Genomic DNA, 21,729 nt, shown 5'->3' on the forward strand with positions numbered 1-21,729 from the left:
CCGTTCCCTTTAGTAGCGAATTTTCGGGTCAATCATAGCTAGCAAAATATCAACGATGGCGTTGAATAGAATGAACAGGAAACCAATCAGTATGGTTACACCCATTACTAGCGAGTAATCGCGGTTGAATGCTGCGTTTACGAATAGCTTACCGATACCCGGCAAACCGAAGATAGTTTCGATAACTACCGAACCAGTGATGATACCTACGAACGCAGGTCCCATGTATGAAACAACTGGAAGCAGTGCTGGACGAAGTGCGTGCTTGATTACGATGTAACGGTAGCTCAAACCTTTTGCGCGTGCAGTACGGATGAAGTTACTGTTCAAGGTTTCGATCATGCTGCCTCGGGTAATACGTGCGAAAGTCGCTACGTATAGAAGAGACATACCGATTACCGGAAGCACTAGGTATTTCAGGCTGCCGTCATGCCAACCACCTGCTGGGAAAAGGTTCCAATGCAGAGAGAAAAGATAGATAAGTGCAGGTGCCAAAACAAAGGATGGCATTACTACACCAAGCATCGCAGTGGACATGATGGTGTAGTCAACCCAGGTGTTCTGCTTCAGTGCGGCAATGGTACCGACTGACACACCCATGATGACAGTGAATATGAATGCGATGAAACCTACTTTCGCAGACACTGGCAGTGCCGCATAGATCAATTCGTTTACTGAATAGTCTAGGTATTTGAAAGAAGGACCAAAATCGCCTTGAACAACATTGGTAAGATACGTGGTGTACTGTTCGAAAACAGGTTTATCCAAACCGTATTTTGCTTCAATGTTTGCCATTACTTCTGGTGGTAATGGCTTCTCGCTCGAAAACGGGTTACCTGGCGCAAAGCGCATAAGAAAGAAAGATACTGTAATCAATACCAACATAGTTGGAATTGCTTCGAATATCCGTTTCATAATGAATTTAAGCATAAACTCACTCTTTCAGTCTGTGACAATGAATAATAGAAAAGACGCTGCATGTGAATCTCACATGCAGTGTCCGTGTTATTTATAATTTTATCAGCGGAGGTATTTTACTTCGCTTTGATGTAGAGATCTTTAGAGTAGATCTTCTCTTCTGCGTTGTTTGATGGGAAACCACCAACTTGAGGGCTTAGCAGACGAGCACGTACGTATTGGTAGATAGGTGCGATTGGCATCTCTTTAGCAATCAGGTCTTCAGCTTGAGTGTAAAGAGCAGTACGCTCAGCTTCTGAAGTAGAGTTCAACGCTTTGTCGATCAAAGCATCGTAGTCTTTGTTACCCCAGTGCTGACCAGCAGTCGTGTTCTTGCTTACCATTAGAGTTAGGAAAGAAGACGCTTCGTTGTAGTCACCACACCAGCCAGCGCGAGAAACTTCGAAGTCACCTTGGTCTTTAGTAGACAGGTAAGTCTTCCACTCTTGGTTTTCAAGAGTCACGTTCAGACCCAGAGTTTTCTTCCACATAGAACCTAGAGCAACCGCAATTTTCTTGTGGTTCTCGTTCGTGTTGTATAGAAGAGTGAACTTCAGAGGGTTGCTCTTACCAAAGCCAGCTTCTTCAAGTAGACGAGCCGCTTCTGCGTCACGCTCTTTCTGAGTCATCTTCGCGTACTCTGGCAGTTCAGGGTTGAAGCCAGCAGTAATTTCAGGAGTCAGGAAGTAAGCAGGTTTTTGACCTTGAGCCAAAATTGCATCCGTTACGATATTACGGTTGATTGCGTAAGAGATCGCTTTACGAACACGTACATCATCAAATGGTTTCTTCTTCGTGTTGAACGAGTAGTAGTAAGTACACAGGCTGCCTTCTACAGAAACAGACTCTGGGTACTCTTTCTTAAGACGCTTGAAGTGTTCAACTGGCAATGCAGAAGAAGTGAAATTCAGTTCGCCAGAAAGGAAACGGTTCATTTCGGCAACTTGGTTTTCAATCGGAAGGAATGTTACTTGGTCTAGGACAGTTTTGTCGTTGTCCCAGTACTGGGTATTACGCTTAAGAACCATACGTTCGTTAAGTACCCATCTGTCTACTACGAATGCACCGTTAGCAACGAAGTTTTCAGGCTTAGTCCACTGATCACCGTGCTTTTCAACTGTCGCTTTATGAACAGGCTTAGTTGTAGTGTGACCAGTCATCATTACAAAGTAAGGAACAGCAGACTCAAGTTTCACTTCTAGAGTGTGATCATCTAGAGCTTTAACACCAAGAGTGCTCTTGTCTTTTTTACCCGCAATGATGTCAGCGGCGTTAACCATCTTGGTGTATTCCATGTACCAAGAATAAGGAGACGCAGTAGCAGGATCTACCGCACGCTGCCAACTGTACACGAAGTCGTGTGCAGTTACTGGGTCGCCGTTAGACCATTTAGCTTCTTTACGTAGGTGGAAAACAAACGTTTTGTTGTCTTCAGTTTCCCAGTGCGTTGCAACGCCTGGAATAGTGTTGCCGTCAGCATCTTGATTTACAAGACCTTCCAATAGGTCACGAATTACGTGAGACTCTGGAACACCTTGAGATTTGTGCGGGTCGATAGTTGCTACTTCAGTACCGTTACCACGTACCAGTTCCTGAACCTTCGCTAATTTTGTGCCTGCTGGAACGTCAGCAGCAAGAGAGGAGAACGAAGTGGCAGCCACTGCCATACCAGCACCAAGAAGAAGTGCCTGAGTGATTTTGTTCTTATACATGCATTAAACTCCAAGTTTTTTAGATTGCATCCATGACGTCTTCTATAGTTGCCAGAACGGAGGGCATTTAGAAAAATTTAGCGCAATAAGCGTACAGCGTTTTCTAAACCTAAAGAAGATTGCGCAACACACTACCAATCATTGAAGTAATTTGCCATAAAAATGTAGTAAAAAACCGTTTAATTTTTTGGATAACGGTCTTCTTCAGACAATTACTCTGCAAAGATTGAAAACGACGGTTCAAACAAACTCAGATATCGCTCGAGCCAATCTTAACCACCAAATTGTTTCAAAAACAATCAATTTAGCAGAATCTTATCCTGCTTTAGAACAAAAACTTAACATTTCACACATCTCAAGTCGACCAGAGCACCACAAAATGCCACATAATTTCAACATAAATGTGACTTTTATCACCACTGCTAAAGTGGGTAGTGCAAATGTTCATAAGTGCAACAGAACTATGTCAGGTTTTATAAAAAATCGAGGCACCAGCACTTTTTTTGTAACGCGCAGGAAACGATTTTTTTGTTTTTTTATATCGATTCAAAAGCATTTTATTTTTCTTTGTCAAAAGCTTGCCTCTCGGAAAAACTGACCGGGATGGCGGAAATTGAATGCCATCGTTACTTTCGCCTCTTTGTTTTTGAGGCAGTTTTTTTACAAGGAATGAGAGAAATACAATGAAACATCTAAGCTTATGCGCTATCGGTGTTGGTCTGGCTCTTTCGGGCTCCGTAATTGCTGCACCAGCGACGCCAAGCATCGACGTATACGGGTCAAACAATCTCCAGTTCTCTAAAATTGAACTGGCTATGGAAACCACAGCAGGTTATAACCAAATGGTTAAATATAAAGACCTTGCTGATATCACAATTAAGTTCAACCAGTGGAGTGGTACTCCTGGTGATACCTACAAAGTCTTCTTTGATGGTATAGAAGTCGCTACTGGTCCAATTACAGGTTCTCAAACTGCCGCAACTTTCCAATACGGAAAAGGTGGTGTTTACTCTGTTGAAATCGCTGCATGTGACGCGACAGGCTGTAGCAAATCTGCACCTCAAGAACTTGTTATTGCAGACACCGATGGTGCTCACCTTAAGCCATTGGTTATGAATATCGATCCTAACAACAAGACCTACAACACAGATCCAAACACCGTTGTGGGAACTTACTTTGTTGAATGGGGTATTTACGAACGTGGGTACACTGTAGATAACATTCCTGCAGATAACCTAACTCACATCCTTTACGGCTTCATTCCAATCTGTGGTCCTAACGAATCACTGAAATCTGTTGGCGGAAACAGCTACAACGCTCTTATGACAGCGTGTAATGGCGTAAACGACTACGAAGTTGTTATCCATGACCCATGGGCTGCATACCAGAAGAGCTTCAAACAAGCTGGTCACGAATTCAGCACACCTATCAAAGGTAACTACGCAATGCTGATGGCGCTTAAGCAGCGCAACCCAGATCTGAAAATCATCCCTTCGATCGGTGGCTGGACACTTTCCGATCCGTTCTTTGATTTCACAACAAAAGCAAACCGTGACACGTTTGTCGCTTCCGTAGAGCGCTTCCTGAAAACATGGAAATTCTACGACGGTGTTGACATTGACTGGGAATTCCCTGGCGGCGGCGGTGAGAACCCGAACCTAGGTGATCCTCTAAACGATGGTCCTGCTTACATTGCTCTTATGCAAGAGCTTCGCGCTATGCTTGATCGCCTTGGCGTAGAAACTGGTCGTACTTACGAGCTGACTTCAGCTATTGGTGTAGGTTACGACAAACTTGAAGACGTAGACTACGCAGCTGCAGTTCAGCACATGGACTACATCTTCGCGATGACTTATGACTTCTACGGTGGTTGGAACAACGTACCTGGACACCAAGCTGCGCTTTACTGTGGTAACTTCATGCGCCCTGGTCAGTGTGACGGTACAGGTGTTGATGCTGATGGCGTACCATACAAAGGTCCTGCGTACACAACTGACAACGCAATCCAGATCCTGCTTGCACAAGGTGTTCCAGCAAACAAACTGGTTGTTGGTGCTGCGATGTACGGACGTGGTTGGGATGGCGTAATGCCTTCAAGCCTAACCGATCCAACGGATCCAATGACTGGTACTGGTAACGGTAAGCTAACAGGTACTAAAGCTCAGGGCGTTTGGGAAGCTGGCGTTATCGACTACAAAGGCATTAAAGGTCACATGCTTGGTGCAAACAACCAAGGTATCAATGGCTTTGAGTACGGTTACGACGAATTGGCTGAAGCGCCATACGTATGGAACCGTTCAAACGGTAAGCTAATCACGTTTGATGATGAGCGTTCTGTTAAAGCGAAAGGTGCTTACGTACGTAACCTAGGTCTAGCTGGTCTGTTCTCATGGGAAATCGATGCGGACAATGGTGACATCCTAAACGCAATGCACGAAGGTCTGGCGACTATCGGTGGTAACCGTGCACCAATCGCTTCTGCGGGTGCGGACGTTGCTGTTGAAGGTCCTGCTCAGGTAACTCTAGATGCTAGCGCTTCTAAAGACCTTGATGGCACAATCGCAAGCTACGCATGGAAACAAGTAACTGGTCCGGCTGTAACTATCACTAACGCAAACGCGGCAGTTGCTACGGTAGACTTTGCAAGTGTTACTGCGGCTCAGACTTACACGTTTGAAGTCACTGTTACTGATAACAAAGGTGCAGCATCTACAGACAAAGTTCTGGTGACTGTTTCTCCTAAAGGCGTGAACTCTGCACCAGTAGCAGCAGTTTCAGCTCCAGCACAAGCAGCAGCAGGTGACGTAGTAGTAGTTGATGCAAGCGGCTCTACAGACGCTGACAACGACACTCTAACTTACACTTGGGATGTTCCAGCAGGCGTTAACGCGACTGTTCAAGGTGCAAAAGTTACCTTTACAGCAGCAAGCTACGATGTGGACACTACTCTAAACTTCTCTGTAACAGTGAGCGATGGTAAAGCATCAAGCTCTGCACAAGCAGCCGTTGTTGTTAAGAAGAATGTTGTAGACCCAACGTGTGACGTGACTGGTATCAACGTTTACCCGAACTGGCCTCAAACAGATTGGGCTGGTAACCCTAGTCACGCGACTGGCGGTGACCAAATGGTTCACAATGGCGTGATTTACAAAGCGAACTACTGGACTAACTCTGTACCTGGTTCAGACGGTAGCTGGTCAACAGTTTGTACTGTAGCTAAGTAATACCGATTAGTGCCTGCTCTTGAGTAGGCACTTAAAATCAACATTTAAAACCAAAGAGCCGGTCAGAATGATCTCCATCTGACCGGCTCTTTAGTGTCTGTTGTCTAATATCTAAAGAAGTGAGCTTAAGACTACTCGCCTTGCTCCGCCCATCGGCTGGCGGCGGCGGCGTCTGATTCTCTCGACTCAACCCACCTCACTGAATCCGTCGTTCTCTCTTTTTTCCAGAAAGGTGCCTGAGTTTTCAGGTAGTCCATAACGAATTCACAGGCGTTAAATGCATCTCCGCGATGTGCGCTAGAAACACCAACAAACACGATCTGATCGCCAATATCCAAATCACCAACACGATGTATGACTCGAATATTCTCAATAGACCATCTTTGCTTGGCATGCTCACATAGGCTTTCCAGCGATTTCTCAGTCATTCCTGGGTAATGTTCCAGCGACAATCCAATAACGTTGTCCCCCAGGTTCATATCTCGTACTTTTCCGACAAATGTCACAACCGCACCAGAAGATGCTCCCTGTGCGAGCACGTCATATTCATCAGCCAGAGAAAAGTTTTCCTTTTGAACCGATACCTGTGACATTCGTTACCCTCCGGTGACTGGTGGGAAAAATGCTACTTCATCGCCGGACTGTATAGGAGAGTCCAGAGGGGAAAGCGTTTGATTAATTGCCACCAGCAATTTCCCAGCTTCCAGCGCTAACGCCCATTTGTCGCCTTTTTCAACTAAATGAAGGCGAAGCTGCTCTGCCGTTTCATAACTGCTATCGACTTCGATTTGATCGACACCAACCAACTCTCTGGTTTGTGCAAAAAACAATACTTTGATCATCATTCCGCCTTAAAGTGACCGGATTTGCCACCAGTTTTCTCAAGTAAGCGCACTTGCTCGATAACCATGTCTTTTTGAACCGCTTTACACATATCGTAGATGGTCAACGCCGCCACAGACGCTGCTGTCAGCGCTTCCATTTCGACACCTGTTTTACCTGCCAGCTTGCACACTGATTCGATTCGGACCTTGTTCTCTGACTCAATGGCTTCTAGCTGAACTTCGACTTTAGACAGCAGCAACGGGTGGCAAAGTGGAATCAAATCCCAAGTTTTTTTCGCCGCCTGAATCCCGGCAATTCTTGCTGTCGCAAAAACATCGCCTTTGTGATGAGAACCTGAGACGATCAGCTCCAAAGTTTCTGGTGCCATATGAACAAAAGCTTCTGCCCTTGCCTCGCGTACCGTGTCTGCCTTAGCAGACACATCCACCATGTTAGCTTCGCCCGACGCATTGATGTGGGTAAACTGAGTCATTCAATTCCCCTATTTGCTCAGGTGAGGCATAAAGTTACAAGGACGATGGCTGGCATCCATCTGTTGTTTTATGATCTTAGTCCAAGCAGTACGACACGCACCGGTTGACCCTGGCATAGCGAAAATTACTGTATGGTTGGCAAATCCTGCAATCGCACGAGACTGAATGGTGGATGTCCCGATTTCCTCGTAGGAAACCGCTCGGAACAGTTCACCAAACCCTTCAACCTGCTTGTCAAAAAGTGGAACAAGGGCTTCAGGAGTACTGTCACGAGAAGTAAAGCCAGTGCCGCCTGTAATCATAATTGCCTGAATCGAATCATCGGCAATCCACTGAGATACGACTGCACGAATTTGGTACATATCATCAATCACGATTTTCTTATCTGCCAGATTGTGACCAGCTTCCTGAAGATGTTCAGCAAGGTAACCACCTGAAGTATCGTTTTCTTCTGTACGCGTATCAGAGACGGTTAACACTGCAATGTTAGCTGGTTGAAATTTGCTTTCAGCGTGACCCATTTAGCTCACCTTTTGTATTTATTAAATTGAAATTGAATGGCTGGTCGCATTGCCACCAGCACAAATATTTAACTGACTATCCGCCGATCGACGCCAGGTGCGGTGTGATGCCTGAGTTTCCATCATGGAGGAAATGGCTGACCGACTTATTCTGAAGCTGCTGAGAAATTCTCTGAATCAACTCAGATTCCTGATCATCTCGCTGCAAAAGATCGCGCAGCTCCACCCCTTCCTCACCAAACAAACAGAGGTGAAGCTTTCCTTTAGCGGAAATACGTAGGCGGTTACAGCTTTCGCAGAAATCCTTTTCGTAAGGCATGATCAAACCAATCTCGCCCTGATAATCCGGATGTATAAAGACCTGAGCAGGTCCGTCGTTTAATGCCTTAGGTTTCAACAGCCAGCCATTGGCTATCAGATGATTGCGGATACTCACACCGGACTTGTGATGATTCTTAAAGAGATCATCCATTTCACCCGTTTGCATCAACTCAATAAATCGGAGTTGAATCGGACGATGCTTGATCCAGTGAAGAAAGGCTGGCAACTCCAGATGATTCAGATTCTTCAGGAGAACAGCGTTTACTTTGACCTGCTTAAAGCCAACTTCAAACGCCTTATCAATCCCAGCCATCACCTGTTCAAATTTGTTCTCACCCGTTATCTGATGGAACATTCGGGCATCCAGGCTATCGACACTCACGTTGATGTTGGTAAGACCTGCATCTTTCCAGGAAGCGACTTGCTTTTCCATGCGGTAGCCATTGGTGGTCGTCGCCACTTTGCGAATACCCGTAGTCGTCGCTACCTCATGAATGATCTCAGTGAAATCTTTACGCAGGCTAGGCTCACCACCGGTTATACGAACTTTGTCGGTACCACAATCGGCAAACGCGCGAACCACGCGACGGATTTCAGGGAGGGTTAAAAAAGACGAGTTTCGTTGACCCGAGGGGTGTCGATACCCATCAGGCAAACAATATGTGCATTTAAAGTTACATACGTCGGTAACTGATAAGCGCAAGTAATAGAACTTGCGATTGAAATTATCTTCGAATTGTTGCGCCACGGAACACCTTTCCAAACACGGGAGGCTTGCTCATTTCCAAACAAACCCTTGTGACAAAACGTCACTGGCTGACACTTCATATCCGCATATTGCGAACTTAGCAGTGAAAGCTCGGAGCTATGGCAGCCACGCACTATGCGTGGCAGCTTCTAATAAAATACTTAATATTATTGTGGGATACCAGCTTAACTTTGCAAAAATTCGAATTTGTGCAGTTCAATCGCTAGAATTTTAGTAAATCAGCAGGCAAAGTATCGGCATCTACTCTGTTCAGATTTGCTCAATGACAACGCTGGGCGGCGGGAATAACAAAAAACGTGAACATGTATGACTCTATATAAAAACAAGAAAGTGGTCGCCATTGGTGGCGGTCACGGGCTAGGAAGAATGTTGGCTGCACTTAAAGATTTCGGCAGCAACGCGACTGGAATCGTTACTACCACTGACAACGGCGGCTCTACAGGTCGAATCCGAGACTGTCAGGGTGGCATTGCATGGGGCGATACGCGTAATTGCATTAACCAGTTGATTACCGAACCCTCTATCGGCTCTATGATGTTCGAATACCGCTTCAAGGGTGTTGGCGAGCTCAACGATCACAACCTGGGTAATCTGATGCTCACGGCGCTGGATAACCTTTCTGTTCGCCCTTTAGAAGCCATCAACCTGATTCGGGACATGCTCAATGTGGATGTGAATATCGTCCCTATGTCTGAACACCCTTCAGACCTGACTGCCCTTTCTACCTCTGGCGAAAGAGTTCGGGGCGAAACCAGTGTTGACGAAATGGAGCAGGATCTTCAGCGGCTGTATCTTGAACCTCAGGTTCCTGCAACCAAAGAAGGATTGCGAGCAATCGAAGAAGCTGACTGCATTATTTTAGGTCCGGGCAGCTTTTTAACCAGCATCATGCCGCCGCTGCTGATTCCGGAACTGGGTAAATCCATTGCCAGAAATGAACAAGCCAGACTGGTGTTTATTGAAAACCTTTCACCTGAATATGGACCTGCGGGTCGAATGTCTCTTCAGGAGAAACTTAACTGGTGTCAGCGCGCGTGTGATGGAAGGAAAATAGATCTGTTATTGAGCAGTGAGCAGCCGCAGGATTTGGATGGTGTGGGTGAGATTGTCACCATTGACCTTGCTTCAGCAAACCATCAATGGCGACACGATCGCACCAAGCTACAAAAGGCGATAGAAAACCTACTCGGTTAACTTAATAAATTCGTCTTTCGTAATGTGAAGACAGGTGATCATGGTTTCTCGGTTTTCATCCGTGTTAATAGGTTCACCTGTTTTGTATCTGGCGTCTAGTCTTGTGGCAAACTCACACAGTCTTTCGGCTCCAAAACTGGCGGCACTGCTTTTTAAAGAGTGGCTGATGGCTTTCAATTGCTCTTCAGCTTCACTTTGTTCAGTTGGTCCATTGGCTAACGCCTCGGCATAGTCCACCAGTTCCCCAATAAAAATGGAAAAAAGCATAGGGAGATTTTCTTCCCCAATATCCCTACTCAATTCGTCTATTTTGTCTGTATTGACAACCGCTTTCATCCTACCCTCTTAATCTTCTTAGTTTTGCTCTTATTGTTCTTTCCAAGCTTGTAGCTTGCGATACAAAGTAGATGGGCTGACATCTAAATAACCCGCAGCCTTTGGAATATTTCCTTCACAGGCCTCTATTGCTTGTTCTATCGCACTTTTTTCGGTAAGCCACAGTGGTCGAATTTCTTCTACTGAGAGTTTAGTTGATTTTGCGTCATATGCATTTACTTGCTTCAAATCTGATACAGAAGGCAAATTTAATGGCGGTGGCAACATGTTTAATGTGATCTCGCTACCATGATTGAGTACTACGGCATTACGAAGCACATTCTGAAGCTGACGAACATTACCCGGCCATTCGTATTCAATAAATTTATCAACGACTTGCTGCGAGAACCGAACAAACCCTTTACCCTCTTCATGAGACATGTAACCGAGTAACGAATAAGCAATCTCTACTACATCTTCCCCTCTGTCTCGCAAAGGAGGAAGGTGCAGTGGAATAACATACAAACGGTAATACAAATCTTCTCGGAAGCGACCTTCCTGAACTTCTTTCCAGGGATCACGGTTAGTCGCGCACACAAAGCGTACGTCTACACTCTTCATTTTAGAAGAACCAACCTTTTGGAAGGTACCCGTTTGAATGAATCTAAGCAGTTTGGTTTGCAGGTCCAGATCCATTTCACACAGTTCATCCAAGAACAGCGTACCGCCGTCTGCAAGCTCTGCCGCACCCTGCCTGTCGGTTGATGCCCCGGTAAACGCCCCTTTCACATGACCAAACAGCTCACTTTCAATTAAGTCTTTTGGTATTGCGGCACAGTTGATGGCAATAAACGGGTTTTCGCCACGTTTACTGGCGGCATGAATCGCTTCTGCACACACTTCTTTACCGGTACCACTTTCGCCCGTAATAAATACTGACGCTTTACTGGGAGCCGCGGAGTCGATAGTTCGGTAAACAGCCTGCATGGTCTGGCTACTGCCAATAAAGCCCTGGTAGTTGTTATCGGGCTCGCTACTTGGAGAACGAAGTTTCCCTGCTTTGCGAATGGCGTTATTGACCGTTACACGCAGGCGGTCTGCCTCACAAGGCTTAATTAAAAAGTCCTGAGCACCCTTACGCATTGCCTCAACAGCGGTGTCGATTGAACCGTGCGCGGTCATAAAAATGACAGGGACATCGGGGTAGTTTGATTTCACCGAAGAAAGAACGTCCATGCCCGTCATATCAGGAAGGCGTAAGTCGAGAAGAATCAGGTCTGGTGTTCGCTCTTCCAGGCTTTCAACTGCATCTTTACCTGTTCCGACAATAGTAATGTCCAGCCCCAGTGGACTGAGGTAAGATCGATAGAGCGCTGCTACTGAGGCGGTATCCTCCACCATCAATAGGTATTTAGGATTGGGGTTAGAAGTTGTGTCTTGCATATCCTAGCCGTTGCACTTTAGTAATATAGTTGCAATATGAATCGCATTTTGCGAAAAATGATAGCCTAAACTGAGGAAAATGTAAAAGAAAGGGTGAAATAAACATGGCATGCAATGTGCAACTGCATGTATGACCCTAACGGGTCACCTAGCCAACTGACGTTGTTAGTGAACAAAGTATTCACGAAATGAAGCCAATAGATCGATTTCTATTGGCTATTTTTTTATCTTAATCACACTACGTTAGCAAACTAGCTATTCACAATGAACTGTGCTTTCAGTTTTTCGATTTCATCTCGTTTCTCTGCAGCCAGCTCAAATTCCAAGTTTTGGGCATGTTGATACATTTGACCTTCCAACTTAGCAATTTCTTTCTCAAGTTCTTGAGGTGACAACACTTCGTATTTATTCGATGGCTCAGCCACCTTAGAAAGCGGAACTTGTTTGTTGTGACGTTTTCCTTTCGCCTTGGCAATATCACCAAGCTCCATGATGTCTTTAACGTTGGTTTGCAACGCCTGCGGGGTGATACCCTGTTCTTCGTTATAAGCTTGCTGCTTCTCGCGACGACGGTTCGTTTCATCCATGGCTTTTTTCATGGATTTAGTAATCGAGTCTGCGTAAAGAATCGCTTTACCACTCAGGTTACGCGCAGCTCGGCCAATGGTCTGAATCAGAGATCTCTCTGAACGAAGGAAACCTTCCTTATCCGCATCCAGTATCGCCACTAAGCTAACTTCTGGCATGTCCAAACCTTCACGAAGTAAGTTAATACCAACTAACACGTCGAACTCGCCCAAACGAAGATCTCGAATAATCTCTACGCGCTCAACGGTATCAATATCCGAGTGAAGATAACGAACCCTTACATCGTGCTCGTGCAGGTATTCCGTCAAGTCTTCCGCCATGCGTTTGGTTAGTGTCGTAACCAGAACCCGCTCGCTCTTCTGGCTCCTGATACGAATCTCGGATAACAGGTCATCCACCTGAGTAGCTACAGGTCTCACTTCGAGTTGCGGATCTAACAATCCGGTCGGTCGAACGACCTGATCAGCGACGTCACCGTCTGATTTTTCTAACTCATAATTGCCTGGAGTGGCAGACACGAAGATAGTTTGTGGTGCTAGGGATTCAAATTCCTCAAACTTTAATGGTCGGTTATCCAACGCAGACGGCAGCCTGAAACCAAATTCAACCAAGGTTTCTTTACGTGAACGGTCACCTTTGAACATGGCACCGATTTGAGGAACCGTAACGTGGGACTCGTCAATAATGAGCAAACCATCGTGAGGAAGGTAATCAAACAAGGTCGGAGGTGGCTCTCCCTCGTTACGTCCACTGAGATAACGTGAGTAGTTTTCGATACCAGAACAAAAACCAAGCTCGGTCATCATCTCAATATCAAATTGAGTACGCTGGCTGATTCGCTGTTCTTCCAGAAGTTTGTTGTTTTCAAGGAGGTGATTTTTGCGCCCTTCCAGCTCAACCTTGATGTTTTCAATCGCTTCTAGAATCCGCTCTCTTGGCGTGACATAGTGGGTTTTAGGATAAATGGTAAATCTTGGCAAATCCCGCTGTTTAACCACACCCGTAAGTGGGTCGAAAACGCTGATGCAATCGACTTCATCATCGAACATTTCGATACGAACCGCATCCTGTTCAGATTCTGCCGGGAAAATGTCAATCACCTCCCCTCTCACCCGAAACTGACCACGCTCAAACGCCACGTCATTTCTAGAATACTGGAGCTCTGCAAGACGACGAAGGATATCGCGTTGATCGATCATGTCACCACGACGAACGTGAAGCATCATTTTGAGGTAGCTGTCCGGATCGCCCAATCCGTAGATAGCAGAAACAGAAGCAACAATGATGGCATCTTTACGTTCAAGTAGCGCTTTGGTAGCAGACAAACGCATTTGCTCGATGTGAGCATTCACCGACGCGTCTTTCTCGATAAAGGTATCGGTTGTCGGAACGTAGGCTTCAGGTTGGTAATAGTCGTAGTAAGAAACAAAATACTCGACAGCATTGTTAGGAAAGAACGCCTTCATCTCTCCATACAGCTGGGCCGCAAGAGTTTTGTTGGGGGCGAGTAAAATTGCTGGTCGTTGTGATTCTGCAATCACGTTGGCAAGGGTAAATGTTTTACCCGAACCTGTTACACCTAATAATGTCTGATGTGCCAGACCAGAATCCAGTCCATCCAGCAACTGCTTAATCGCAGTAGGCTGGTCACCCGCTGGGGTGTACTTGGAGACCAAATCGTACGTCTTACTCATATTTTATCCCTAACCATAATTTGCCCAGTATTGTCTTTGCTAACGTCTCTTAAGGTCAATACGTATAAACATTAAAAGTCAGATCTATGACACATTTACTACTAGATCCTGACAAGTTTATCTGATATCTTTCTTGACCCTGCTCGGAAATCCCCACAAAAAAACACCATTTTCTATCCACTAGTTTTCCCCAAAATTTCGTGCCTTATTGCTATATGGTCATATATTGCATTTTTATTCACAAAGCATTTCATTGATTCACCTAAACGCATTCTCATTATAAAACATCAAGTTAAACTGCATTCTTTCGACAAAATTACTCTTTCCTAATATTGAAAAAACAGAGCTCTGTATTTTGTCAAAAATCAATTAACACACTTATCCACAATTTTGGTGGATAACTGCGACTAGGTCTTATTCTGTAAGGCTTACATGAATGTAAAGCCGTTTTTATTCATTTTTTTTCGGTTTTCTTTTCATTTGAGTGTTGACAGAAAAATCGGGTATCGCTAAGATTCGCACCACTCAATTGTTCCCCCTTAGTTCAGTTGGTAGAACGGCGGACTGTTAATCCGTATGTCGCAGGTTCGAGTCCCGCAGGGGGAGCCACTATTATAAAAGCCATGTCGAAAGACGTGGCTTTTCTCGTTTTAAGCGACTGGCTTTTACTAGATTACATTGTCGCTATCCACACCGAGCTAATCTCTCAATCAAGGTGAGCAAAAAACCAACACCAAACATCATTTTTTGACCGCAACTTTATGTTTTCATTGAGAACCTCAAAGTCCTACTCTTGATGAAGACAAGAGAGACAATTTTCTGAGCCGTAATTGAAGAAACCCCACCTGCAACTCACTGTAAATGATATTAATTCTCAACAACTTGGCTATTTTCCAATTCTTGAATCATAATTCTATAAATAACCGACTAATAATCAGCCAAATACCCAAAAACCTTGCTCTATCTTGGTTGTTAATTCCGTAACAAAGCAGGATAATATTAAGATCTGATTTATTTGTTTAGAGATGCCATGACAGAATATCTGTTGCTGCTTGTTGGCACTGTATTGGTCAACAACTTTGTTCTTGTAAAATTTCTAGGTCTGTGTCCGTTTATGGGAGTTTCAAAAAAACTTGAAACTGCGATCGGCATGGGTCTGGCCACCACATTTGTGCTGACTCTGGCATCGGTTAGCGCGTACCTGGTAGAAACCTACATTCTTACACCGCTTGGTATCCAGTACCTACGCACCATGAGTTTTATTCTGGTGATTGCGGTTGTCGTACAGTTCACAGAAATGGTTGTGCACAAAACCAGTCCGACTCTATACCGCCTATTGGGCATCTTCCTACCCCTGATCACCACCAACTGTGCGGTATTGGGTGTCGCTCTACTCAACATCAACGAAAACCACAACTTCATCGAGTCCATTGTTTATGGGTTTGGTGCAGCAGCAGGTTTTTCAATTGTTCTTATCCTGTTTGCTTCTATGCGTGAGCGCATTGCCGCCGCTAACGTTCCTACACCGTTTCGGGGAGCCTCAATCGCTATGATTACGGCAGGATTAATGTCTCTTGCATTCATGGGCTTTACTGGGTTGGTGAAACTGTAATGAGCGGAATTTTAATCGCGATCATCGCGTTAGCTGTACTTGCCGCAATTTTTGGTGCCATTCTTGGATTTGCTTCTATCAAATTCAAAGTGGAAGCCGACCCTATCGTCGACCAGATAGACGAAATACTTCCACAAACCCAGTGTGGTCAATGTGGCTATCCGGGCTGCCGCCCCTATGCAGAAGCCATTGCTAACGGCGACTCCATTACCAAATGTCCTCCGGGTGGACAGGCTTGTATTGAAAAGCTTGCAGATTTAATGGGGGTTGAAGCAGGAGAGCCGGAACACGATCCAGAAAAAAGCATCAAAAAAGTCGCTTATATACATGAAGATATGTGTATAGGATGTACTAAATGCATCCAAGCTTGCCCCGTGGATGCAATAGTTGGAGGAACCAAAGCACTGCATACTGTCATTAAGGATGAATGTACGGGATGCGATTTATGTGTAGCGCCTTGTCCGACAGACTGTATTGAGATGATTCCAATTGCTCAAACAACGGATACATGGAAGTGGCAATTAAACGCAATACCGGTGGTAAACGTCACCGACTCTCAACCTCAAGAATTACAATAAGAAGGATTGGGTATGTTGTCACTCGTCGAAAAAATCCGCTCTGGTTACCTCTGGGACTTCCCCGGCGGTATTCATCCACCAGAAAACAAACGTCAGTCCAACCAAACGGCAATGCAACCACTGCCGTTGCCAACCGAGGTGGTATTGCCAGTAAAGCAACACATCGGTAAACCTGGCGATCTCGCTGTAAGTCCGGGTGATCGCGTTCTTAAAGGGCAAGCACTGACCAAGTGTTCCCTCAGCTTCATGCTCCCCGTTCATGCACCAACATCCGGTGTTGTAACCGCTATTGAGCCCAGAACCACCGCACACCCTTCTGGCTTAACTGAGCTCTCCATTGTTATTCAGCCTGATGGCAAAGAAGAATGGATTGAAAAGCACCCTATCGCGGACTTCAAGCAAGAATCACCCGACGCGCTCATTGAAATTATTCGCAATGCCGGAATTTCAGGAATGGGTGGCGCAGGCTTCCCGACTGCCAAGAAAATTCAGTCTGGTCTGGCAAAAACAAAGATATTCATCGTCAATGCAGCGGAGTGTGAGCCATACATCACAGCCGACGATCGTCTGATGCAGGAACACGCGGAAGAAATTATCAAAGGCATTGAGATTGTCGAACACATTCTCAAACCTGAACTTACCATTATCGGCATCGAAGACAACAAGCCAGAAGCCATCGAAGCGCTGCAAATGGCAGCAACGGCAAAAGATTTGGTGATACGTGTTATTCCAACCAAGTACCCTTCTGGGGGCGAGAAGCAGCTCATTAAGATACTGACCGACAAAGAAGTTCCCGCTAATGGAATTCCTGCAGACATAGGAATTCTTGTACAGAACGTCGGTTCCATGCATGCGGTCAAGAGAGCGGTAATCGATGGCGAACCTTTGATTCAGCGCGTAGTGACGTTAACAGGCAAAACTTTCAAACAGCCTAAGAATGTCTGGGCTTTGCTCGGTACACCTGTTTCTCATTTGCTAGAGCACAGCAACTATAAAGCAGATAAGAAGTCACCAAGGCTCATTATGGGTGGACCGATGATGGGGTTCACCTTGCCGCACGCTAATGTCCCAATCACAAAAACAGCAAACTGCATACTTGCCCCCTCTAGACGCGAACTTCCTACCGAGCGATACGAAATGGAATGTATTCGCTGCGGTGAGTGTGCGGATGTATGTCCGGCATCGTTGCTACCGCAGCAATTGCAGTGGTACGCCAAAGATCAGGATTACGATAAGTGTGAAGAACTTAACCTAAAAGACTGCATTGAGTGCGGTGCCTGCGCATTTGTGTGCCCCAGCGAGATTCCACTTGTTCACTACTATCGTGAAGCGAAAGCGGAAATCCGAACACGTAAAGATGAAGCCATTGCTGCGGAAAGAGCCAAACGCCGCTTTGAAGAAAAAAATGCACGTATGGAGCGCGACAAACTGGCTCGTGAAAACAAGTTTAAGAAAGCGGCTGAATCAAGGCGTAAAGATCTTAAAACTAGCGATGGTGATGATGCAATAGCGGCCGCTATTGCACGTGTTAAAGCTCAAAAAGCGAAAGAGCCGACCAAAGACGAAGTGAAACCTGCCGTGGCAGCCGCCATTGCTAAAGCAAAAGCCAAACAAGCTGAAGCTATGTCGGCAGGCAAATCGGAGCCAGATAACAGCGAGATGGCTAAGCTTCGCGAAGAGAGAAAGCGCCAGGCCAGAGAGCGTAAGGCGCAGAAAGCGGCTGAAGCAGGTAATACAGATAGCGAGACTGGCTCAGACGATAAAAAGGATGCAGTCGCTGCTGCCATCGCAAGAGCTAAGGCGAAAAAAGCAGGTCAAGCTGCACCTGACAAGAGTGATAAAAAAGACGCAGTTGCAGCCGCAATTGCGCGAGCTAAAGCTAAAAAGGCGCAGCAAAGTGGTACTGAGGCACCTGAAGATGTTACATCTGAAGGAGACAGTAAAAAACAAGCGATTGCTGCTGCGATAGCCCGAGCTAAAGCCAAAAAAGCACAACAGGCGCAAGAACAAGACCAATCTTCTGATACCAATGAAGATGGCGATTCCAAAAAAGCTGCCGTCGCCGCTGCTATCGCCAGAGCCAAAGCTCGCAAAGCGGAAAAAGAACAACAAGCTCAACCTGAGTCAGAAAACGTTGAGCCAACCGTTGAAGAAGATCCAAAGAAAGCTTCCGTCGCTGCTGCTATTGCCAGAGCGAAAGCGCGTAAAGCTGAAAAAGAACAACAAGTTCAACCTGAGTCAGAAAACGTTGAGTCGGCAGTTGAAGAAGATCCAAAGAAAGCTGCTGTCGCTGCTGCTATTGCCAGAGCAAAAGCTCGTAAAGCTGAAAAAGAACAACAAGCTCAACCTGAGCCAGAAAGCGCAGAGCCAACCGTTGAAGAAGATCCGAAAAAAGCTGCGGTCGCTGCCGCTATAGCCAGAGCAAAGGCTCGCAAAGCTGAAAAAGAACAACAAGCTCAACCTGAGTCAGAAAACGTTGAGTCGACAGTTGAAGAAGATCCAAAGAAAGCTGCGGTCACTGCTGCTATTGCAAGAGCAAAAGCTCGTAAAGCTGAAAAAGAACAGCAAGCTCAACCTCAATCAGAAAGCGTTGAGCCAGCCGCTGAAGAAGATCCAAAGAAAGCTGCGGTCGCTGCTGCAATAGCCAGAGCGAAAGCTCGTAAAGCTGAAAAAGAACAGCAAGCTCAACCTGAGTCAGAAAACGCTGAGTCGGCAGTTGAAGAAGATCCAAAGAAAGCTGCCGTCGCCGCTGCAATAGCCAGAGCAAAAGCGCGTAAAGCTGAAAAAGAACAGCAAGCTCAATCTGAGCCAGAAAACTCAGTGCCAGCCGCTGAAGAAGATCCAAAGAAAGCTGCGGTCGCTGCTGCTATAGCCAGAGCAAAAGCTCGCAAGGCTGCAAAAGAGCAAGAAACCGAATCTGAGCCAGAAAACTCAGAGCCAGCTGCTGAAGAAGATCCGAAGAAAGCAGCCGTCGCCGCTGCTATAGCCAGAGCAAAAGCGCGTAAGGCTGCAAAAGAACAAGAAGCAGCACAACTAATACAAAATCAATCTGAGGAGAATGAGTAGTGGCATTTTTTATTGCAAGCTCTCCGCATGCCCGAAATCGCCGCAGTACACCAGACTTAATGAAATGGGTTGCGCTTTGCGCCACTCCGGGTCTGGTCGCTCAAACCTACTTCTTCGGTTGGGGAACGCTAATTCAACTGGTATTTGCGATTATCGTTGCCTTGATGCTCGAAGCTCTGGTCATGCTGGCTAGAAAGCGTCACCCCATTTCTGCTTTACGCGATTACAGTGCAGTGGTCACAGCCTGGTTGCTCGCAGTAGCCATCCCTCCCCTATCCCCTTGGTGGATGATGGTGATTGGTCTTATCTTTGCCATTGTCATTGCAAAGCACCTTTATGGTGGGTTGGGGCAAAATATCTTCAATCCTGCCATGGTCGCATACGTGGTGTTGCTGATTTCATTTCCCGTTCAAATGACGAGTTGGCTGTCTCCATCCACAATGAGCCCGTTTCAGGTTGATTTCTCCGATGCGCTGTCTCTGATATTCACTGGTTTCAATCATGATGGTTTTTCATTGCAGCAGGTAAGAACCGGGATCGATGGCATCACAATGGCCACGCCTCTTGATACCATGAAGACCTCGCTTCAGGCTGGTATGACAGTAAGTGAAATTACCGCTCAGCCGCAGTTTTCAGGCGTAGCGGGAGCTGGATGGGAATGGGTAAACCTGGCTTATCTGATCGGTGGTTTAGCCATGATAAAGCTGCGAATCATCCAGTGGTATATCCCAGTCGCGTTTCTCGGGGCACTGACCATCATGTCAGTGTTGTTTATGCTGCTTCTGCCCGGTCAGACTGCACCAGTCACCATCCAATTGCTCTCAGGCGCTACCATGCTAGGGGCATTCTTCATCGCAACGGATCCAGTGTCTGCCTCTACCACAGTAAAAGGCAGGATTGTCTTCGGCGCTATCATTGGTGCCTTGGTATTTATTATAAGAGCCTGGGGCGGATTCCCAGATGGAGTGGCATTCGCTGTATTGCTGGCGAATATGTGTGTACCATTGATTGATTACTACACAAAACCAAGAACATACGGACACCAAAGGTAAGTTGAATGTTGAATGCAATTAAGAAAAATGGCGCTGTACTTGCTGTCTTTGCCTGTGCATCAACGGGGTTGGTTGCCATTACCAACGCACTTACCGCGTCCACTATTCAGGAACAGGAGCAGGCACAACTGATGTCTGTCCTGAATGAAGTGGTACCAGAAAATATGCACGACAATCAGCTATTCTCTGCATGCACCATATTGGAATCACCAGAACTTGGACCTGAACCTGTTCATGCTTATATTGCTCAGAAGCAGGGCGAAACCTCCGCAATCGCTCTGGAAGCCATAGCGCCAGACGGCTATAGCGGAAAAATAAAGATCATTGTAGGTGTCGCAGCTACGGGTGAAATTTTAGGTACGCGAGTTCTTTCTCATAAAGAAACACCGGGTTTAGGTGACAAGATTGACTTAAGAGTATCGGACTGGATATTGGGCTTTAATGGCAAATCAGTACCTGATGTAGAAGACCCAGCCTGGGCAGTGCGAAAAGATGGCGGACAGTTTGACCAGTTTACTGGTGCAACCATCACTCCACGCGCGGTCGTAAAGGCGGTCAAACAAGCCGTATGGTACGTTAATCAAAATCAGCAAGCTATCGCATCCAGACCACTGAATTGCGGAGGACAGTAATGACCGACCACAAAACACTGATAAAAAATGGTATTTGGGACAACAACCCAGCTCTGGTTCAGTTGCTGGGGCTTTGTCCATTGCTGGCGGTTTCTTCTACCGTAACCAATGCATTAGGTTTGGGTCTTGCGACTTTACTTGTTCAGGTCGGCTCAAATGTCGCCGTCTCTCTGGTCAGAGACTACGTGCCAAAAGAAGTTCGTATTCCTATCTTCGTTATGATCATCGCATCTCTGGTTACCTGTGTTCAGCTTCTGATGAATGCGTACGCGTATGGTCTGTATTTATCACTGGGTATTTTTATTCCGCTGATCGTGACCAACTGCATCATCATTGGTCGCGCAGAAGCATTTGCGTCAAAGAACTCTCTCCTTCCATCAGCTCTAGACGGCTTCTGGATGGGTATGGGGATGATGCTCGTACTTGTGGTGTTAGGCGCAATGCGTGAAGTGATAGGAAATGGCACCCTATTCGACGGCGCCGATGTACTGCTTGGATCATGGGCGACTGTGCTTCGAATTGAAGTGTTTAAATTTGATAACAGCTTCTTACTCGCCCTACTGCCACCTGGTGCCTTTATTGGCGTTGGCTTCTTAATTGCGGGTAAGAACCTGATAGATAAGCAAATTGAATCGCGTCAGCCGAAACAAGAAAAGCCAGAAATAGAACGTGCGCGTGTAACGAACGCATAGAACGAGAGTCTGTTGACCTAATATATAAAGCAACACTGGA

18 protein-coding genes, 1 tRNA gene and 1 riboswitch are annotated in these 21,729 nt (G+C 46.0%); of the genes, 9 read left to right on the forward strand and 10 right to left on the reverse strand.

From position 1 onward, the window contains the following. Positions 1 to 9 precede the first annotated feature (9 nt). Together oppB and QMG91_RS12100 are read right to left on the reverse strand one after the other, a co-directional pair. Positions 10 to 930, reverse strand: a complete 921-nt coding sequence (oppB, locus tag QMG91_RS12095; protein ID WP_004408156.1) for an oligopeptide ABC transporter permease OppB — start codon at positions 928 to 930, stop codon at positions 10 to 12. 104 nt (positions 931 to 1,034) lie between these two features. Then, on the reverse strand, positions 1,035 to 2,669 hold the full coding sequence (locus QMG91_RS12100) for an ABC transporter substrate-binding protein (protein ID WP_004408158.1): 1,635 nt from the start codon (positions 2,667 to 2,669) through the stop codon (positions 1,035 to 1,037). 683 nt (positions 2,670 to 3,352) lie between these two features. Between QMG91_RS12100 and QMG91_RS12105 the strand changes: the two genes are divergently transcribed. Continuing rightward, on the forward strand, positions 3,353 to 5,893 hold the full coding sequence (locus tag QMG91_RS12105) for a glycosyl hydrolase family 18 protein (RefSeq protein ID WP_045966017.1): 2,541 nt from the start codon (positions 3,353 to 3,355) through the stop codon (positions 5,891 to 5,893). A gap of 131 nt (positions 5,894 to 6,024) precedes the next feature. Here QMG91_RS12105 and moaE read toward each other — a convergent pair whose 3' ends face one another. From moaE to moaA, 5 genes are all read right to left on the reverse strand, one after another. Continuing rightward, on the reverse strand, positions 6,025 to 6,486 hold the full coding sequence (moaE, locus tag QMG91_RS12110) for a molybdopterin synthase catalytic subunit MoaE (RefSeq protein WP_281826721.1): 462 nt from the start codon (positions 6,484 to 6,486) through the stop codon (positions 6,025 to 6,027). 3 nt (positions 6,487 to 6,489) lie between these two features. Further along, on the reverse strand, positions 6,490 to 6,735 hold the full coding sequence (gene moaD, locus QMG91_RS12115) for a molybdopterin synthase sulfur carrier subunit (RefSeq protein ID WP_004408164.1): 246 nt from the start codon (positions 6,733 to 6,735) through the stop codon (positions 6,490 to 6,492). Further along, positions 6,735 to 7,211, reverse strand: coding sequence for a cyclic pyranopterin monophosphate synthase MoaC (moaC, locus tag QMG91_RS12120; protein WP_004408166.1), 477 nt, complete (start codon positions 7,209 to 7,211; stop codon positions 6,735 to 6,737). The genes moaD and moaC overlap by 1 nt, the downstream gene beginning before the upstream one ends. 9 nt (positions 7,212 to 7,220) lie before the next feature. Next, entirely contained in the window at positions 7,221 to 7,733 is a 513-nt protein-coding gene (gene moaB / locus QMG91_RS12125; protein WP_004408168.1) for a molybdenum cofactor biosynthesis protein B, read from the reverse strand. A 76-nt stretch (positions 7,734 to 7,809) separates the two neighbouring features. After that, positions 7,810 to 8,802 (reverse strand): GTP 3',8-cyclase MoaA, encoded by a 993-nt coding sequence (gene moaA / locus QMG91_RS12130; protein WP_022591758.1) that lies wholly within the window; start codon positions 8,800 to 8,802, stop codon positions 7,810 to 7,812. After that, a riboswitch (molybdenum cofactor riboswitch) is annotated at positions 8,790 to 8,931 on the reverse strand. It overlaps the preceding gene by 13 nt. Positions 8,932 to 9,129: 198 nt before the next feature. Between moaA and yvcK the strand changes: the two genes are divergently transcribed. Beyond that, positions 9,130 to 10,017, forward strand: coding sequence for a uridine diphosphate-N-acetylglucosamine-binding protein YvcK (yvcK, locus tag QMG91_RS12135; RefSeq protein WP_004408174.1), 888 nt, complete (start codon positions 9,130 to 9,132; stop codon positions 10,015 to 10,017). On the opposite strand, the gene QMG91_RS12140 is transcribed toward yvcK, so the two are convergent. The 3 genes from QMG91_RS12140 to uvrB all read right to left on the reverse strand — a co-directional run bounded on the left by QMG91_RS12140 (position 10,006) and on the right by uvrB (position 14,057). Further along, the gene (locus QMG91_RS12140) at positions 10,006 to 10,353 is read right to left on the reverse strand and encodes an Hpt domain-containing protein (protein ID WP_022550093.1); all 348 of its coding nucleotides are present in this window, start codon (positions 10,351 to 10,353) and stop codon (positions 10,006 to 10,008) included. The two genes, yvcK and QMG91_RS12140, sit on opposite strands and share 12 nt — an antisense overlap. A gap of 30 nt (positions 10,354 to 10,383) precedes the next feature. Beyond that, entirely contained in the window at positions 10,384 to 11,775 is a 1,392-nt protein-coding gene (gene luxO / locus QMG91_RS12145) for a quorum-sensing sigma-54 dependent transcriptional regulator LuxO (protein WP_022603175.1), read from the reverse strand. A gap of 251 nt (positions 11,776 to 12,026) precedes the next feature. Continuing rightward, on the reverse strand, positions 12,027 to 14,057 hold the full coding sequence (gene uvrB, locus QMG91_RS12150) for an excinuclease ABC subunit UvrB (RefSeq protein ID WP_281826727.1): 2,031 nt from the start codon (positions 14,055 to 14,057) through the stop codon (positions 12,027 to 12,029). A gap of 533 nt (positions 14,058 to 14,590) precedes the next feature. Here uvrB and QMG91_RS12155 point away from each other — a divergent pair. The 7 genes from QMG91_RS12155 (at position 14,591) to QMG91_RS12185 (ending at position 21,689) form a co-directional block, all read left to right on the forward strand. Continuing rightward, positions 14,591 to 14,666, forward strand: a tRNA-Asn gene (locus QMG91_RS12155). Between the two features lie 421 nt (positions 14,667 to 15,087). Then, positions 15,088 to 15,669: an electron transport complex subunit RsxA gene (rsxA, locus tag QMG91_RS12160; RefSeq protein ID WP_022550090.1), complete on the forward strand. Its 582-nt coding sequence runs from the start codon at positions 15,088 to 15,090 to the stop codon at positions 15,667 to 15,669. Continuing rightward, entirely contained in the window at positions 15,669 to 16,247 is a 579-nt protein-coding gene (gene rsxB / locus QMG91_RS12165; RefSeq protein WP_004408179.1) for an electron transport complex subunit RsxB, read from the forward strand. The genes rsxA and rsxB overlap by 1 nt, the downstream gene beginning before the upstream one ends. Before the next feature lie 12 nt (positions 16,248 to 16,259). Beyond that, positions 16,260 to 19,313 carry an electron transport complex subunit RsxC gene (gene rsxC, locus QMG91_RS12170; RefSeq protein WP_281826729.1) on the forward strand — a complete coding sequence of 1,018 codons (3,054 nt, stop codon included), beginning with the start codon at positions 16,260 to 16,262 and terminating at the stop codon, positions 19,311 to 19,313. Continuing rightward, the gene (rsxD, locus tag QMG91_RS12175; RefSeq protein WP_281826731.1) at positions 19,313 to 20,365 is read left to right on the forward strand and encodes an electron transport complex subunit RsxD; all 1,053 of its coding nucleotides are present in this window, start codon (positions 19,313 to 19,315) and stop codon (positions 20,363 to 20,365) included. The genes rsxC and rsxD overlap by 1 nt, the downstream gene beginning before the upstream one ends. A gap of 5 nt (positions 20,366 to 20,370) precedes the next feature. Beyond that, positions 20,371 to 20,997 carry an electron transport complex subunit RsxG gene (gene rsxG / locus QMG91_RS12180; RefSeq protein ID WP_022590784.1) on the forward strand — a complete coding sequence of 209 codons (627 nt, stop codon included), beginning with the start codon at positions 20,371 to 20,373 and terminating at the stop codon, positions 20,995 to 20,997. Next, positions 20,997 to 21,689 carry an electron transport complex subunit E gene (locus QMG91_RS12185; protein WP_022594460.1) on the forward strand — a complete coding sequence of 231 codons (693 nt, stop codon included), beginning with the start codon at positions 20,997 to 20,999 and terminating at the stop codon, positions 21,687 to 21,689. The genes rsxG and QMG91_RS12185 overlap by 1 nt, the downstream gene beginning before the upstream one ends. Positions 21,690 to 21,729 lie beyond the last annotated feature (40 nt).

It is taken from the genome of Vibrio nigripulchritudo (assembly GCF_027924785.1).
GTDB lineage: Bacteria > Pseudomonadota > Gammaproteobacteria > Enterobacterales > Vibrionaceae > Vibrio > Vibrio nigripulchritudo.

Bases quoted from the DNA above. Each gene is read 5' to 3' on its own strand.
- rsxC (WP_281826729.1), top strand. From the start codon at position 16,260: ATGTTGTCACTCGTCGAAAAAATCCGCTCTGGTTACCTCTGGGACTTC.
- rsxB (WP_004408179.1), top strand. From the start codon at position 15,669: ATGAGCGGAATTTTAATCGCGATCATCGCGTTAGCTGTACTTGCCGCA.
- QMG91_RS12105 (WP_045966017.1), top strand. From the start codon at position 3,353: ATGAAACATCTAAGCTTATGCGCTATCGGTGTTGGTCTGGCTCTTTCG.
- rsxA (WP_022550090.1), top strand. From the start codon at position 15,088: ATGACAGAATATCTGTTGCTGCTTGTTGGCACTGTATTGGTCAACAAC.
- yvcK (WP_004408174.1), top strand. From the start codon at position 9,130: ATGACTCTATATAAAAACAAGAAAGTGGTCGCCATTGGTGGCGGTCAC.
- uvrB (WP_281826727.1), bottom strand. From the start codon at position 14,057: ATGAGTAAGACGTACGATTTGGTCTCCAAGTACACCCCAGCGGGTGAC.
- moaD (WP_004408164.1), bottom strand. From the start codon at position 6,735: ATGATCAAAGTATTGTTTTTTGCACAAACCAGAGAGTTGGTTGGTGTC.
- moaB (WP_004408168.1), bottom strand. From the start codon at position 7,733: ATGGGTCACGCTGAAAGCAAATTTCAACCAGCTAACATTGCAGTGTTA.
- oppB (WP_004408156.1), bottom strand. From the start codon at position 930: ATGCTTAAATTCATTATGAAACGGATATTCGAAGCAATTCCAACTATG.
- QMG91_RS12140 (WP_022550093.1), bottom strand. From the start codon at position 10,353: ATGAAAGCGGTTGTCAATACAGACAAAATAGACGAATTGAGTAGGGAT.
- luxO (WP_022603175.1), bottom strand. From the start codon at position 11,775: ATGCAAGACACAACTTCTAACCCCAATCCTAAATACCTATTGATGGTG.
- moaE (WP_281826721.1), bottom strand. From the start codon at position 6,486: ATGTCACAGGTATCGGTTCAAAAGGAAAACTTTTCTCTGGCTGATGAA.
- moaC (WP_004408166.1), bottom strand. From the start codon at position 7,211: ATGACTCAGTTTACCCACATCAATGCGTCGGGCGAAGCTAACATGGTG.
- rsxG (WP_022590784.1), top strand. From the start codon at position 20,371: ATGTTGAATGCAATTAAGAAAAATGGCGCTGTACTTGCTGTCTTTGCC.
- QMG91_RS12100 (WP_004408158.1), bottom strand. From the start codon at position 2,669: ATGTATAAGAACAAAATCACTCAGGCACTTCTTCTTGGTGCTGGTATG.
- QMG91_RS12185 (WP_022594460.1), top strand. From the start codon at position 20,997: ATGACCGACCACAAAACACTGATAAAAAATGGTATTTGGGACAACAAC.